15 protein-coding genes are annotated in these 15,456 nt (G+C 60.5%); 1 reads left to right on the forward strand and 14 read right to left on the reverse strand.

Annotated elements, in window-relative coordinates:
* Positions 1-3: 3 nt before the first annotated feature.
* Entirely contained in the window at positions 4-1,587 is a 1,584-nt protein-coding gene (ctaD, locus tag IAE38_RS11820) for a cytochrome c oxidase subunit I (RefSeq protein WP_060482602.1), read from the reverse strand.
* Positions 1,588-1,630: 43 nt separating this feature from the next.
* On the reverse strand, positions 1,631-2,758 hold the full coding sequence (coxB, locus tag IAE38_RS11825) for a cytochrome c oxidase subunit II (protein WP_201217695.1): 1,128 nt from the start codon (positions 2,756-2,758) through the stop codon (positions 1,631-1,633).
* A gap of 360 nt (positions 2,759-3,118) precedes the next feature.
* On the opposite strand from coxB, the gene IAE38_RS11830 reads away from it, so the two are divergent.
* Complete coding sequence (locus IAE38_RS11830; protein ID WP_060482600.1) at positions 3,119-3,760, forward strand: hypothetical protein; 642 nt, start codon at positions 3,119-3,121, stop codon at positions 3,758-3,760.
* Between the two features lie 60 nt (positions 3,761-3,820).
* Here IAE38_RS11830 and IAE38_RS11835 read toward each other — a convergent pair whose 3' ends face one another.
* The 12 genes from IAE38_RS11835 to IAE38_RS11890 all read right to left on the reverse strand — a co-directional run bounded on the left by IAE38_RS11835 (position 3,821) and on the right by IAE38_RS11890 (position 15,451).
* A complete protein-coding gene (locus IAE38_RS11835; RefSeq protein ID WP_201212780.1) occupies positions 3,821-5,353 on the reverse strand; it encodes a SulP family inorganic anion transporter in 1,533 nt (510 codons plus the stop codon).
* 193 nt (positions 5,354-5,546) lie between these two features.
* Positions 5,547-6,266, reverse strand: a complete 720-nt coding sequence (locus IAE38_RS11840; protein WP_028633145.1) for a carbonic anhydrase — start codon at positions 6,264-6,266, stop codon at positions 5,547-5,549.
* Between the two features lie 287 nt (positions 6,267-6,553).
* Positions 6,554-7,093 (reverse strand): conjugative transfer signal peptidase TraF, encoded by a 540-nt coding sequence (gene traF, locus IAE38_RS11845; protein ID WP_201163419.1) that lies wholly within the window; start codon positions 7,091-7,093, stop codon positions 6,554-6,556.
* Positions 7,090-8,928: a type IV secretory system conjugative DNA transfer family protein gene (locus IAE38_RS11850; RefSeq protein WP_201217697.1), complete on the reverse strand. Its 1,839-nt coding sequence runs from the start codon at positions 8,926-8,928 to the stop codon at positions 7,090-7,092. Before IAE38_RS11850 ends, traF begins: the two co-directional genes overlap by 4 nt.
* Positions 8,929-8,974: 46 nt before the next feature.
* Positions 8,975-9,514 carry an IncP plasmid survival protein KfrC family protein gene (locus IAE38_RS11855; RefSeq protein WP_201163421.1) on the reverse strand — a complete coding sequence of 180 codons (540 nt, stop codon included), beginning with the start codon at positions 9,512-9,514 and terminating at the stop codon, positions 8,975-8,977.
* Between the two features lie 10 nt (positions 9,515-9,524).
* Positions 9,525-10,241, reverse strand: a complete 717-nt coding sequence (locus tag IAE38_RS11860) for a TraX family protein (protein WP_328822891.1) — start codon at positions 10,239-10,241, stop codon at positions 9,525-9,527.
* A gap of 50 nt (positions 10,242-10,291) precedes the next feature.
* The gene (locus tag IAE38_RS11865) at positions 10,292-11,986 is read right to left on the reverse strand and encodes a phospholipase effector Tle1 domain-containing protein (protein ID WP_201217699.1); all 1,695 of its coding nucleotides are present in this window, start codon (positions 11,984-11,986) and stop codon (positions 10,292-10,294) included.
* Positions 11,987-12,049: 63 nt separating this feature from the next.
* A complete protein-coding gene (locus IAE38_RS11870) occupies positions 12,050-12,592 on the reverse strand; it encodes a hypothetical protein (RefSeq protein ID WP_236403914.1) in 543 nt (180 codons plus the stop codon).
* Between the two features lie 329 nt (positions 12,593-12,921).
* The gene (locus tag IAE38_RS11875) at positions 12,922-13,380 is read right to left on the reverse strand and encodes a hypothetical protein (protein ID WP_328804845.1); all 459 of its coding nucleotides are present in this window, start codon (positions 13,378-13,380) and stop codon (positions 12,922-12,924) included.
* 373 nt (positions 13,381-13,753) lie between these two features.
* On the reverse strand, positions 13,754-14,191 hold the full coding sequence (locus IAE38_RS11880) for a hypothetical protein (RefSeq protein WP_201217700.1): 438 nt from the start codon (positions 14,189-14,191) through the stop codon (positions 13,754-13,756).
* 334 nt (positions 14,192-14,525) lie between these two features.
* Positions 14,526-15,131: a transglycosylase SLT domain-containing protein gene (locus tag IAE38_RS11885; protein WP_201217702.1), complete on the reverse strand. Its 606-nt coding sequence runs from the start codon at positions 15,129-15,131 to the stop codon at positions 14,526-14,528.
* Positions 15,132-15,142: 11 nt separating this feature from the next.
* A complete protein-coding gene (locus IAE38_RS11890) occupies positions 15,143-15,451 on the reverse strand; it encodes a TrbM/KikA/MpfK family conjugal transfer protein (RefSeq protein ID WP_236403917.1) in 309 nt (102 codons plus the stop codon).
* Between the last annotated feature and the right edge of the window lie 5 nt (positions 15,452-15,456).

Genomic DNA, 15,456 nt, shown 5'->3' on the forward strand with positions numbered 1-15,456 from the left:
GGGTTACTCCACGTCAGGTGGCGTCTGGAAGGTGTGGTAGGGCGCAGGCGAGGGGACCGACCATTCCAGCCCCTCGGCCCCATCCCAGGGTTTGGCAGGGGCCGGCTCACCGCCCCGTATGCACTTGATGACAATGAACAGGAAGAACACCTGCGTGGCGCCAAACAGAAACGCGCCAATCGAAGACACCATGTTGAAGTCGGCAAACTGCAGGTTGTAATCCGGAATACGCCGCGGCATGCCCGCCAGCCCGACAAAGTGCATGGGGAAGAAGGCCATGTTCATGCCGATGAACGACAGCCAGAAGTGCAGTTTGCCGAGGGTTTCGTCGTACATGTGGCCGGTCCACTTCGGCAGCCAGTAATACGCCGAGGCGAAGATGCCGAAAATGGCGCCGGGTACCAGTACATAGTGGAAGTGCGCCACCACGAAGTAGGTGTCGTGGTACTGGAAGTCGGCGGGGGCGATGGCCAGCATCAACCCCGAAAAACCGCCGATGGTGAACAGGATGACGAAGGCAATGGCAAACAACATGGGCGTTTCGAACGTGAGCGAGCCTTCCCACATGGTACTGACCCAGTTGAACACCTTCACCCCGGTAGGCACCGCAATCAGCATGGTGGCGTACATGAAGAACAGCTCGCCCACCACCGGTATGCCCACCACGAACATATGGTGCGCCCACACGATGAAGGACAGGAAAGCAATGGCGCCGGTGGCATACACCATGGAGGTGTAGCCAAACAGCGGCTTGCGGGAAAACGCCGGGATGATCGAGCTGACCGCGCCGAAGGCCGGCAGGATCATGATGTACACCTCGGGGTGGCCAAAAAACCAGAACACGTGCTGGAACAGCACCGGGTCACCGCCACCGGCAGCGCTGAAGAAGCTGGTGCCAAAATGGATGTCCATCAGCATCATGGTCACCACGCCGGCCAGTACCGGCATCACCGCAATCAGCAAAAATGCGGTAATCAGCCAGGTCCACACGAACAGTGGCATCTTCATCAGGGTCATGCCCGGTGCACGCAGGTTGAGGATGGTGGCGATCACGTTGATTGCCCCCATGATCGAACTGATCCCCATCAGGTGGATGGCGAAGATGAAGAAGGTGACACTGGCCGGTGCATAGGTGGTGGACAAGGGCGCATAGAAGGTCCAGCCAAAATTGGGCCCGCCGCCAGGGGTGAACAGGGTGGAGACCAGCAACAGGAACGCCGCCGGCAGCAGCCAGAAGCTGAAATTGTTCATGCGCGGCAGGGCCATGTCCGGGGCGCCGATCATCAGCGGGATCATCCAGTTGGCCAGCCCCACGAAGGCTGGCATCACTGCACCGAACACCATGATCAACCCGTGCATCGTGGTCATCTGGTTGAAGAAGGCCGGCTCCACGATCTGCAGGCCCGGCTGAAACAGCTCGGCGCGGATCACCATGGCGAACGAGCCACCCAGCAGGAACATGGTGAAGCTGAACCACAGGTACAGGGTGCCGATGTCCTTGTGGTTGGTGGTGAGCACCCAGCGCATCAGGCCCTTGGCCGGCCCATGCGCATGGCCCTGGGCGTGGTCATCGATCACTGCACTCATGTCCTGTCTCCTGCAACCTGTTGGTCGCCAAGGCCCCGGCGGTTCATTGCGCTTGCGCCTGCTTGAGGGCCAGCACATCCTGCGGCGTGACCATATCGCCCTGGTTGTTGCCCCAGGCGTTGCGCTCGTAGGTGACCACCGCCGCAATGTCCACTTCGGAGAGCTGCTTGCCAAACGCCGCCATGGCAGTGCCCGGCTTGCCGTTGAACACGATGTTGAGGTGGCCTTCCTTCGGCCCGGTGGCAATTTTGGAGCCCTTCAGCGCCGGGAACATCGGCGGCAAGCCCTGGCCCTCGGCCTGGTGACAGGCCACGCAGGTGGTGTGGTAGACCTTGTCGCCGCGCGCCACCAGTTCGTCCAGCGTCCACTGCTTGCTGGTCAGTTCCTTGAGCTTGGCCGCGTCGGCCTTGCGCTCACTCAGCCAGGTGTCGTAATCGGCCTGGGACTTCACCTCCACCACCACCGGCATGAAGCCGTGGTCCTTGCCGCACAGTTCGGTGCACTGGCCACGGTAGATGCCGGGCTTGTCGATGCGGGTCCAGGCCTCGTTGACGAACCCGGGTATGGCGTCGCGCTTGACGGCAAAGGCGGGCACCCACCAGGAATGGATGACATCGGCTGCCGTCACCAGAAAGCGCACCTTGGCACCCACCGGCAACACCAGGGGCTGGTCCACTTCCAGCAGGTAATGTTCGTCCTTGGGGGCGTTGTTGTGAATCTGCTCGGCAGGGGTGGCCAGGTTGCTGAAGAACTCCACGTCCTGGCCCAGGTACTTGTAGTGCCACTTCCACTGGTAGCCGGTGACCTGGATATCGATGTCCGAGTCGCTGGCGTCGTAGATGTGCAGCAGGGTGCGCGTGGCCGGGATGGCCATCGCCACCAGAATCAGGAAGGGGATCACCGTCCACAGGATCTCGACCCGGGTGTGCTCATGGAACTGCGCCGGCTGCTGGCCGGTGGAACGGCGGTGCAGCACCATGGACCAGAACATCGCGCCGAACACCACCAGGCCGATGATCACGCAGATCCAGAAAATGGTCATGTGCAGGCTGAAGACGGCGTTGGACACTTCCGTCGCCCCAGGGTGCATGTTCACGGTCCAGGCCGCATTGGCCCGCCCCAGAACCGACCACAACAGCAGACCCATCCACGCAGATGGATGTCGCATCATTGCGGGTTCCCCTACTTGTTCTTGTTTTTCCGGAGGCAGGGCCTGCGGCAAGAGGGAACGGCGGTCAAGACTGCCTGGCTTCGACGACCGAGCCCCAGCTGAAAGCAGTCGGGCCTCATCAACGAATCACGTTCTACGGGAGTATAGACAGCAGCCGATGGGCCGCAACGAAGGCCCGGCCCGCCGAAGGGTGCTCAGCCCGTATCACGTGTGCTTGAAGGCCTGAAGCCCGGAGGTTGGCTCTGTATATGCTGAGCAAACCACAGATTGGATCCCTTTATAACAAATGAATCTTAAGTATTTTGAATATCCAGCTAAGTTAGTGTCTTCCGTTTGAAACGTTTTGTCCCTGGAGTTGTCATGAACATCGCTGCTGTACGCGAGCAGGTGAGCCAAGCCCATCAACATGAAGGCCAGACCGGCCAGCTGAAACAGCGCCTCGCGCTGCAACTGCCGCACCTGCACCCCTCAATCCAGCTGCCGGAGCAGGACGCCCAAGGTACGTTGGCGCGCTTCGTCGGTGCCTACATCGACCAGGTGCCGGAGCTGCTGGAGGCCGCCCACGAAGTCGCCCGCGAGGCCGGCATCGAATCGCAGATCAAACCCGTATTGAAAATTGCAGAAGCCTATTTCCTGCAGCCACCCAGCGTGATGCAGGGGCATGTGGGCCTGGATTGCCTGCTGGACGAAGCCTACCTGGCGCACCGCCTGGTGGAAGAGGTCAATGACCTGTACATCCGCCACTTCCAGCAGCCGCTGATCCCGGTCGACACCACCGTGGCCAACCTGATCGCCCACCAACTGATCGGCGAGGCCTTCGCCAACCAGCTGGACGAAGTGGTGCACCACTCGGTAGACGAGATGCTGGATGACGAAAGCTTTGCCGCAGAGTCGGTGGAAAGCTACCGCGACAAACTCAGCAGCCCGGAAACCGGCGCCGCCTGGAAGCGCTGGCCGTGCCTGTCGCGCCAACTGGGCGTGGAACTGGGCCAGCCGGCCTGAGCCATCGCCCCCCTGCTGGCTGGCCCTTGGCGGTGTTACCCGCCAAGGGCCAGCCCACAGCTAGGCCCCAACACCTGCGGTAGTGCGCAAGCGCCCCTCCACCCGCCGCTTCAGGCGCCTGTGCTCGATGCGCAGCCGCGAGCCATTGGCTGCATTGCTGCGGCTCCAGTCTTCGAGCAGTTCCAGGCATGAGTGGTCGATGTAGCTGAGGTTGCCCAGGGGCACATGCAATGTTGTGCCTGCCGGTACGCTGTCCAGCACCTTGGTCAACGCCGGCACCTTCAGGAAGGTGGCCGCGCCGCTGAGCCGCAGCTCCATATGGCCGGCCTTGGGCAGGCTCACCAGGTTGATCTTCAGCCGCGCGGCCTTGAAGGCCAGCTTCAGCAAGGTCAGGGCAAAGCCCAGCAGCACGCCGGTGAGCAGGTCGGTGAAGATGATCGCCAGCGCGGTTGCCGCGTAGGTGAACATCGGCATGCGCCCATAACGCCCCAGGCCGCGGAACGCCTTGAAGTCCACCAGCTTGACCCCGGTGAACACCAGTACCCCAGCCAGGCTGGCGACGGGGATCTGTTGCAGCACACTGCTCAGCACCACCACGAAGGCCAACAGCCAGATGCCGTGCAGAATCGCCGAGGCCCGTGTTTGGGCACCGGCCTGCACATTCGCCGAGCTGCGCACAATCACCCCAGTCATTGGCAGCGCCCCCAGCACACCACACAGCATATTGCCGATGCCCTGGGCGGACAGCTCGCGGTCGAAGTCCGAACGCTGGCCGCTGTGCATGCGGTCCACGGCCGCAGCCGAAAGCAGCGTTTCGGCGCTGGCGATAAAGGCCAGGGCAAAAGCGGCCACCAGCAGGGCAGGGTCGGCCAGCTTCATCAGGTCATCGGGGCGTATCCAGTCGATCGCTTCCGACAGGTCGGCGGGCACCTGCACACGGTTGACCGGCAGCGCCAACCACATGCTGATGGCAGTCATCGCCGCCACCCCCAACAACGCCCCGGGGATGAACCGCAAGCGCTGTGGCCGAAACCGCTCCCAGCCCCACATGATGAGGATGGTGCCCAGACCCAGGGCACCGGCCTGCCAACCCATGCCGGCGCTTTCCAGCGGCAGGGCAGCGGCCACCGTTGCCGGGAACTCCAGCAGGTTCTGCAGGCCCGAAGGCTGGGGCGCGGTGTCGAACATCACATGCACCTGCGACAGCACGATCAGCACGCCGATGCCCGCCAGCATGCCGTACACCACAGCAGGCGCCGTAACCCGGAACCAGCAACCCAGGCGCAGACGCCCGGCCAGCAGTTGCAATACCCCCGCCAGCAGCAGGATTGGCCCGAGCATGGCCATGCCATGCTGGCGCACCAGTTCGAACACCAGAACCGCCAAGCCTGCCGCAGGCCCGCTCACCTGCAGCGGCGAGCCGGCCAGAAACCCAACGACGATGCCACCGATGATGCCGGTGATCAGCCCCTTGGCTGGCGGCATGCCCGAGGCGATCGCGATACCCATGCACAGCGGCAACGCCACCAGGAAGACCACCACCGAGGCCAGCAACTCACGCGGCAGGGCCGCTTTCAGCTGTGTAATGTTCACCGTATTTCTCCTTTCTCGATCACATGGCCATTCCGCTGGCCATGGGCACGTTTGGGCCCCGACATGCGCGCAGGCGCGGGCTGCCAGCAGACAATGCCGGCACACCAGTCAGGGAATTCAAGGCAGCCGAAGGCCGCGCCGCACGCCCGCAGGGTGCAGCCGGCTATTCAAGGCTCAGGGGTGTCAGGGTCGCTTAGTAGCGGCCTCTCGGAGTAGCGCAGGGGACGGGCTCGCCGGCCGCCAGGGGCATGAAGCTGTCGCTGGCCGCGTCATAGGCTTCGATCTTGCTGGTTTCGATGTCGTAGACCCAGCCGTGGATATACAGCTGGCCTGCGGCAAGGCGCGATGCCACTGAGGGGTGCGTGCGCAGGTGATGCAGCTGGGCGATGACGTTTTCCCGGGTCAGCACCTGCATGCTTTCGTGCTCACTGCCACACGAGCAGTTGTTCTCGACAACCGTGCGGGCCACCTCGGCATGGCGCAGCCAGGCGCCAACGGTCGGCATCTTGGTCAGCGACTGGGGGTTGAGCACGGCGCGCATGGCGCCACAGTCGGAGTGGCCACAGATGATGATGTGGTGCACTTTCAACGCCATCACGGCGTATTCGATGGCGCTGGACACACCGCCGTTCATCTGGCCATAGGGCGGCACCACGTTACCGACGTTACGGGTAACGAACAGGTCGCCGGGCGAGCTCTGGGTGATCAGCTCGGGGACGATGCGCGAGTCGGCACAGGTGATGAACATGGCGCGCGGTGTTTGCGCCGTGGCGAGCTTTTTGAACAGCTCTTGCTGCTCGGGGAAGACATCATGGTGAAAGCGCAGGAAGCCGTCGACGATGTGCTTGAGGGCAGCATCGGCGCTTTCCGCGGGGACCTGCGGTACGGCCTTGGATGGGTCCTTTACGGGCATGATTCATCCTCTTGACGGTGAGTAGGTAAACCCAGTTTACCGGTGAAAGATTCTGGCTATGCAGGGATTTAGATGACAGGCATTTGCCATAAATCACAGTCGGTGTGGACTGATTTCCTACGCTAGCGGGGAAAACTTAACTGAAACTTAATTCGGAGGCTCTAGAACGGCTGTTCCAGACGGAAAGGCGGGATGTCGATGGTAGCAAAAAAGCATCAAGTGACAAGCATCATTACTGTAATTATTTACTGCAATGAGTGAGGCTGGGGTTAGCTAACCCCCAGCGTTCATTTCGGTGAGCGGTCCCACACCAGCCACGGCCTGACCACCTCATTCAGTTGCACCCGGGGTATCGTACCGAAATACCGGCCGTCGAAAGACAACCGGCTGTAGTCGGAGAGCATCAGCACTTCGCCGTCGGCCAGGCGAAAATGCGCCGATGCAGGGCGTGGCATGCTGCGCCCGCTTGGGTCCTTGGCCAACAGCTGGCTGCGCAGTTGCAGTTGGCCGTTGACGCTGACGCCAGCGTCGGCAATCAGCACCTCGTCGCCCGCCTCAGCGACCAGGCGCTTGATCATGTGCATGTAGCCGCCGGGGCATGAACCCCCGCCGAGGTAGCCGCGCGTATGCGCCAGGTCGAACAGGGGCAATTTGGGAGGGCAGAACATCACCAGGTCACCCTTCTCCGGTGCCTTGTCGACCACCCAGTAGATACCCGGTGGAAAGCTACTGGTGACGTTGATGCGGGCCCCGCTGTGCATGGCCAGCGCAGACAGCAGCAAGGCCAGGATGCCCAGCAGCGCAGCCACGCTCAGCGGTCGCTTCATGCCGATGGTGCCGTCTCCCGCAGGTCGATGGTGCGGTCGCTGTCACGCGGCGCTGGTACCTTGGCGCGGGCGGTGAAGATAGGGTCCTGGAAGTACAACGGCTGCTTGCCGTAGAACGCCGGGAACCCTGCGCAGTACACCACCATGTCGCCGGCCTCCTGAATGTTACCGCTGCTGTCCTTGCGAGGGCCGGGCATGCGCAGGGCTTCGTCGGTGGTCAGCAGCGGCCGCTGCACTTCCTGGATGGTGCGCGAGACCTGCCCCAGCAGCGCGCTTGAGCGGCGCCCGCTGGTGGTGACCTGTTCCTTGACGATGGTCGTCTGGCCGGTGAGCTTGGACAGGTGCTCTGCGGTTTCCACCCGGTTTGGCGGGTAGGCGTTCTGGATATGGCAGTTGGAAGTGATGCTCTCGTTCTGCCCGTAGAATTCCTGCAGCTGCGACAAATCCTGAATGATCAGGTAGCACTTGATGCCATAACCGGCCACGAACGCCAGCGACTCCTGCATGATGTCCAGCTTGCCCAGGCTCGGGAACTCGTCGAGCATCATCAGCAAGCGGTGCTTGTAATGCGCTTTGGGGCGCCCGTCCTCGAAGTCCATCTTGTCGGCCAGCAGGCGCACGATCATGTTTACCAGGATGCGCACCAGCGGGCGCAGGCGGGCCTTGTCGTTGGGCTGGGTGATGATGAACAGGCTGACGGGGTCGTCGTGATTCATCAGGTCGCGGATCTTGAATTCCGAACGGGCGACGTTGCGGGCCACGATCGGGTCGCGGAACAGCGAGAGGTACGACTTGGCAGTGGACAGCACCGAGCCTGCCTCTTCGGCCGGGCGGTCGAGCATGTCCCGGGCTGCAGAGCCTACCAGCGGGTGGTTCTCGCCATCGAGGTGGCCGTAATGGGTCATCTCCTCCCACAGTTCGGCAATGGGCCGGCTGGGGTCGGCGAGCATGGCATCGAGCATCGGCAGGCTGGCGAAACCGCCTTCGTCCTGCGCTCGGTAGCATAGGTGCAAAATGCAACCAACCAGCATGGCCTGGGAAGTCTTCTGCCAGTGGTCGTTGAGGCCCTTGCCGTCCGGGTCGACAATCAGCGTGGCCAGGTTCTGTACGTCACCCACCTCGAACTCGGTGCCCAGGCGGATTTCCTCGAGCGGGTTCCAGCCAACGCAGCCGTTGGCCGTGGCGGGCTCGAAACGCAGCACCCGGTTGCCCGCGTGTTTCTGGCGCCAGCCGGCAGTCAATGCCCACAGTTCGCCCTTGAGGTCGGTGATCACGGCGCTGTGTTTCCACGACAGCAGCGTTGGGATCACCAACCCTACGCCCTTACCGCTACGGGTGGGTGCGAAGGTGAGGATATGTTCAGGGCCGTTGTGGCGCAGGTAGTGCAGCTTGTTGCGCTTGTCCAGCCAGGCGCCCACATATACGCCTTCGTCGGCCAGCAGGCCGGCGCTTTCGATGTCCTTGCGCTCGCCCCAGCGGGCCGAGCCGTGGAGGAAGGCGTTGGCCTGGGCGCTGTTGTTGGTGATCATGCGTACCACCACCACGGTGACCAGGCCAATGCCCGTCACCAGTACCCCCATGGAGCCCGCACGCATCAACGCATCCTGTTGTTCGACCGACCACCGGGCGGCCCACACCAGAATCATCCAGGGCGCATACACCCCGTTAAGGTTCGGCCCCAGAGCTGCGTGATAGCCGAACTGATAGGCGAAGAACTGGGTGGCCGTGGCCAGCCCTGCGATCAGAAACGCGATGGCCAGCAACGCTTGCCAGCGGCTGGCGCCATTGCGTTTTCCGCCACGGATCTGCGGCCCGACGGCATTGTTGTGTTTCATGGATGGGCTCCGTGAACGTTAGGGTGACTGTTAGGGGCGGTAGGGCTCACGGCGTGGTTGTCCGGCCGCGGCTCAGTTCTGGGCTCAGGCTGCGACGCTGAGCTTCGGTCAGGCTGCGCTCGGCCTGGCGCTGCAGGCTCCACTGCTCGACCAGCTCAGGCTGCTCGGCGCGCAACTGGCGCGCGGCCATCTCTTCGATACGTGGCGTATACAGGCCCATGCCATGGTGCAGGTCTTGCACCCGCTCCAGACGCGCCTGTAATTGCTGCAGGCGTGCCTGGCAGCGCTGGTTCGCCTGCTCCCAGGCAGCGCGGGTGGACGGCAGGGCGATCATGCCAGGGCGCAACGCCAGGCTTTGCTGCAGTTGCGCCTGCTGGCGGTCGAGCATGTTTTCCAGGCGTTGTTCCAGCGCGCCCGCCTGGTCAGCTTTCTGCTCGACCAGTTCGCCAAGAGCCTGGTCATAGCGAGCCTGCACCGAACTGCCCTGCAGCAGCGCGGCCTGCTCGGCGGCCAATGCCTGGGCCTGGGCCTCGAGGCCTTGGCCGGCATCGTCTGCCGGCGGGTTGATGGGGGTCGGCATCTTCATCAGACACTCCTCATATCAGAAACAGATAACCGGCTTTTGCCATGGGTATGCGAATCAGCCACAGCGCCACGAGGTGCAGTGGGTAATAGGCGTAGAACAGCCAGCGCCAGCGCGGCAGGTTCGGCCTGATGCCACGCGCCAGCAGCACGATGGGCAACGCAGCCATGGCCCAGGCATTGCCGTTGACATAGGTCAGCGCTGCCAGCGACAGCACCGTACCCAGTGCGGCAAAAGCATTAGGCCGCCGAACGAACCACGTTGTGCACACGCCCAGCAACACAGCGGGCCACCAGAACTCGACCAGCGCGCCCCCTACCAGAAACACCAGCAGCGCCAGGCCCCAGGCCCAGCGCTGCCCGGCCAGCGCGCGCTCGCAGGCGGCCAGGGTGAGGGTGATGACCAGCAAGGCGAACAGGATGTTCAACGGGTAGTAGCCGTACCACAACCCGCCCAAGGCAATGAACGGGGGCGTAGCGAGCAGGCCAAAGATCAACAGACGCCATGCGGTACGTCGGTGCGCGCCGGCCTGCCAGCTGTTCGGCCGGCCCAGGTTGTAACCCAGGATGATCACGAACAGCGGCATGGCGATGCGCCCCGCCTCGAACAGGTAGGGGAGCGTTTCGTTGAACAGGTACTTGTTGATGTGATCGCCGGTCATCAGCAGCAGGGCGAGCCATTTCAGGGTTTGAAGGGTGCCCTCAGCCAGCAGCGGACGAGGGGCAAGCACAGTTTCATGCACCTGCCGCCCTGCAACTGTCCTGGCCAAATCTAGCTCGGTCACCGACGCATTGCCTGGCCCAGCCCCGTGTCCAACTCCAATTTCGGCGCTGCATTACGAGCGACCTCACCGATGCCTTTCTCATTTACGATGGCTGTACTCTTGCCCACCTGGAAGTTGCGGTTGGCATCGACGTCACGACGATCATGGATGACAAACTGGTCGGTTTGCCCAACTTTCTGCAAGATGTGATGTTCGTCCATCCCAACCACCATCCCGCTGGTAGCCTTGCGACCGGTTTGCGATGCTTCGCCAACACTGGCAGACGGGTTGAGGCTGCGAGCCTTTTCCTCCATTGCCTTGAATGAATCGCCGCGCTGTTGGGCAAGAGGGTCTTGTTGCTGCCCTTGTAAGGCGCCATTGGGTACCGGTACTGGCTGCAGCTTCATACCTTCGATGTAGCTGGCATTTGGCCTCGATGCCTTGAGGTCACCGGACAGGCCAGATACCTGGCCCTGTGCGACGGCGGCCCTTTCAGCCTTCAGCTGATCTATCTGGTCCATGCCTTCGTCAACGGCCTGCTTGCGCGTATCCATGCCTACGAAGCGTGCGGTGGCAGAAAGTGCATTCTGGCCCAATGTCTTGAGGTTGGCACCCAGGTCTTCAAAACCTCTGGACACGCTGCTACGGCTAAGCCGATCGTCGTTTTCGAAGACTACACCGCGGCCGTTGGTTTCATGCTCGAAAGGCCTGCTCTGACGATCAAAGATATTAACGGTGCCTCGCTCCAGCGGGAACGGAGTATTATTAATGGTTTCGTATACACCGTCCTTGCCTTGGGTGAATGCCTTTTCACCTTTCAGCAGCCGAGAGTCGATCAGCGCTGCTTCAACCTTTTGTGGGTCTTTGATCAATTGGTTGTACTGTTCGACTCGCTTGACGTCTTCCTGCTGCATGGGTTTCAGCTCGATGCCTGCCGACTGCAGACGCTCGTACATCACAGCCAGAGGGCCAGCAGCGAGCACGTCATTCTGATACCCACCGCCCACCTGCGAATGCGCACCCGCGAACTTGATCTCCTCGATCTTTGAGTTGTCATCGTTGCGCAGGGCACTGGTCAGCTTGAAGGTGTCACGGTATTCGTTCATCGCCACCAAGTGGGTGGTAGAGTCAACGTTCTTGCCGATTTCCAGGTTTTTACCCAAGTGTGTATCGGTGTTGGACAACCCGTCAGTGGCGACGGTGTCGAAGATACCCAGCTTGTTGACATGGGCTTGGCCAGGTGGAATCAGAAAGTCCCCGGTAGGCTTCCCTTGCCCGTCCAATTTCGGCACACCGCTGTCAATGAACTTGTTGGCCAGTGCGCGAGACTGGGAGGCGCCCCGGCTGAACCCGACAATATTCACATCAACCTGCTGGTCGGGGTATTTGTTGTGAAACGCCACAATTGCATCGTAGGCTTGGTCGACACGCTCTTGCGCGCCCCGTCCGGTAGCACCCTCGATTAGTGACCGCCCGGAGGTCTGCGACTGGCTGCCAACACCGTCGAAGTAGATTTTCTCTGACTGGCCGGAACGTGCCTGGGTATCGTACTGCTGCGGGGTATGCCCCGAGTTGCGCGCCAGGTTGGTCCCTTGGGCGGTATCCAGGTCGAATAGGCGCGCGACGTTGGTCTGCGTACCCTCAGGGGTGTTCAGGTCTTTGTTGTTGCCGGTGCCGTCGAAGTACACCGTGAAACGCTTGGCATCACTCATATCATGTCCCTATGGTTCTTGCCGATAGCGGTACTGGGTGCCCAGTACCGTTTCCAACAATCTTCAGGCGCCTGGTTTGTTCAGGGTTGCAATCAAGTCGTGAACGCCATCGCCGGCACTGCTGATGTAGTTACGAAGAAACGCTTTGTCCATGTCCAGCAGCGGTGAGCCTTTAAGAGATTCAGTTGTGGCGCGCACGGCCAGTGCCCCAAAACTTTCAGCCATGTCAGCGACACTCTTGCTACGGTCTGCAGGGTTTTCATAAGGCTTTTTGTACCACGTGGCAATCTGGTACTCGACGTTCTGGGCTTCCAGTGCCTGGTTCAGATGCTGGGCCAGCGCGAACAGTGATTCACGTGCCAGCGTCGGATCAACCCCCGCTTCTTTCAGTACCGCTTCAGCCCGTTTACCCGCCGCGCCCACCAAATCTTCATGGGTGTAGCCTTGCATGGGTGGGAAGACGCCCTCAGGCAGCTTCATACCTGGGGTGTAGGGTTGATACTGGCCTTGATTGTCTTGCATGGAAATCTCCTTGGCTTGAAGTAGAGATGAGGTGGCGGGCGAGAGCGCGCAGGCGCCCAGCGCCAGCGGGATGAGCAGGCTCATCCGCACTCGCGTCCAATGATGCTTGGTAAAGCGACAGGCAACGCCAACAATGGACGTACTGACGCCATGGGTTCTAATCATTCATCCTCCCTGCCACCGCCTATGGGCGGTTCCCTGGTTAAAAACGCTGCACGGTCGGGCCCGGCTAACGTGGAACAAAGAATATCGACAAAACTGTGGCCAGGGGCCACTAATCGACCGCACCTGATTTAGCCAGGTTCAACGTTACGATCAGGTCCATGCACGCCATTTCCGGCTGCCTGACTGATCCGCCCTCGGCATGCCTCCAGTACAAGAGGGTGGCCCGAGTGCATACTGCATGGGTACGATCAGGCGCCTTGATTGTTCAAGGTGATAATCACATCGCGCACGGCTTCGCCTGCAGCACCGATATAGCCCTTGTAGAATTCCCGGCCTTCGTGAAGCAGTGGCGAACCCGCCAATGACTCAGACGCTGCCTCAACGGCGGCCGACCCATACTCTTCACTCATGGCCTTGACACTTCTAGCGCGCGCTTGAGGATCGTCATAAGGTTTCTGGTACCAGCTCGATACCTGATACTCCACCCCCTCACGCTCAAATTTTTCGTTCATATGAGTCGCCAATGCGATCAGAGATTCCCGCGCCAAAGTAGAATCGACAGCATGCGTCTTCAGGTAAGCCTCGACGCGTAACTGCGCAGCGGCGATCAGATCAGCATGGGTATAACCCTGCATGGGTGGGAACACGCCATCAGGCAGCTTCATGCCTGGGGTGTACGGTTGGTATTTGCTCTGGTTTTCTTGCACGGAAATCTCCTTGGCGTGGAGCGCAGATGACGTGAGAGGCAGGAGCAAACAGGCTCCAAGGATTAATGAGCCCAGCGCATTCAGGCGTAGCGGTGGCCGGCTTCTCTGGATACCGATCAAACTAACCGCTAGGACGCGAGTATTCGAACAGGCGGTAGAGGGGTTCAAGCTAGCTGATGGCTGGAGTTGTTTCATGATGATTCCTTGATTAGTCGAAGGCAGATTTGCGATTCATGGCTTCTCTTCAACGGCGCCTTTAGGAAAATCCAAATTTTTCGTTATTCCCGGCGCCATCGGATTACACATTAAAACGTAGCGCTTTACGTATGTCATATACTTATGAACGCCACTTAAACCTAGACGCCTCTCCGACTCAATTACTAGACAGATTGAGCGTTTCAATAAGTCCCTGAACGCCAGCGCCAGCACTTGACAGATAGCGACGTATAAAGGCGTCATCCATATGTTTCAAGGGAGAGTTAATCAACGACTCTCCTGCCGCCCTCACCGCATAAGCATTAAATTCTTTAGCCATAGCATTAACGCTTTCGGCGCGGGCCGAGGGGTCATCATAAGGTTTCTGATACCACGTAGAGACTTGATAGTCCACGTTCCGTGTAGTGAAAGCTTTATTCAGATGATTAAACAGATCAAAGAGCGTTTCACGTGCGAGCGTTGGATCAATGTTACTCTCCTTCAGGACCACGTCTACTTCTTGGCAAGCGGCCGTCGCCAGTTCCTCATTGGTATAACCAGGCATCGGAGGGAATACGCCTTTAGGTAGTTTCGAATCAGTGCGGGTATCGGGCATGACGGTTTCCATATTTTGAAGGGCAAAAGAGGTAGCGGGCAGCACCAAGCAAGCTCCAATCAAGAAAGCTACAAGGGATCTCAAGCACACATGGGACCATCGTTTGAGATGCTGAAGACCCTTCAAAGCAGCGATTGTGCGTGCATTGCCCATTACACCGTTCAATTTATCTCCTTAGCCTAAAAATGGGAGGGGCAACCAGGCGTAGGCGCCGTCGGAACGACGCCTGCTCACAGCGGCATACGTCGTAAGTAGTATCGGGCTTTCCAGCCACCGGCCCGATAAAAGCAACGATGCGCGTCCTCTTCTCGGCGCCCGTACCACTCCAAAGTCATCACCTGCCCCCCATGACCAGCCCACGAGGCACATAAGCTGACGTAGCAGCAGGTTGTGTTGTAACAGCCCGCGGCTCTGCAGTGGCCTTTACTACAGTCGTCGTCTCAACCGCCGAGGCCGGCGTTTCGCTGGGGGCGCCGGAGAACACTGCGCCTTGCGCCACCTGCTGTGTGGCAAAGCGCTCATCCAGCCAGTCAGCCCACCAGGCCGCGCGGCGCATCACCTGCTGGCGATAGCGGGCGTTGATTGTGGGCGTGCGCGAGTGATAGTTGGCCACCCGCGTCCACAAGTCGCCACGGTCGTTGCGCACATGACCGCGCAAGCGCCAGGCGGCCAGTTCGTAAGCGTAGCAACCGCCTTGCTCGACGTCCTGCGGGGTGATGCCGTAACGCGAGAGCTCGCGCAGGTAGCTGGTATTGAACTGCATGGGGCCCACGTCGTAGGTGCCGTTGCTGTTGCGCACCCACTGGCCCGGCTTACCGCCTTCCTGGGCCGCGACTGCCAGCACGATGTTCACGGGCAGCTCATATTTTACGGCTGCCATGATGGAACAGACGACTGGCTCATCCAGTGGCGGTAATACCGGGGGGACGTCGATCGGCATGACGGCAGGCCCTAGATCACTTTGCCGAATTTTTTGTTGATTTTCTTGGTCGCGTCGGGGTCAGCGTCAGGGCAACTGTCGAGGAACGACTGGCGGGCATCTGCCGTGCGGTCCAACTTGATCTTGCCTCTCTTCTTTTTGACGATATTGAAATAGTCGGCAACTGGGCCGTCGCAGTTTTCGACCACGCCAGCCCCTTTCAACTTGCCGAACATGCACAGCACTGTTTCGCACGGATCGCCTGCCTGAGCAGGCCCTGCAACCATGAAGGCAAGCGCGGCAGCTAAGAGAGCAGTAGATGAGCGTTTGGTGTTAATCATGATGG

The sequence above is a fragment of the Pseudomonas sp. S32 genome (genome assembly GCF_016648095.1).
Classification (GTDB): Bacteria; Pseudomonadota; Gammaproteobacteria; order Pseudomonadales; family Pseudomonadaceae; genus Aquipseudomonas; species Aquipseudomonas parafulva.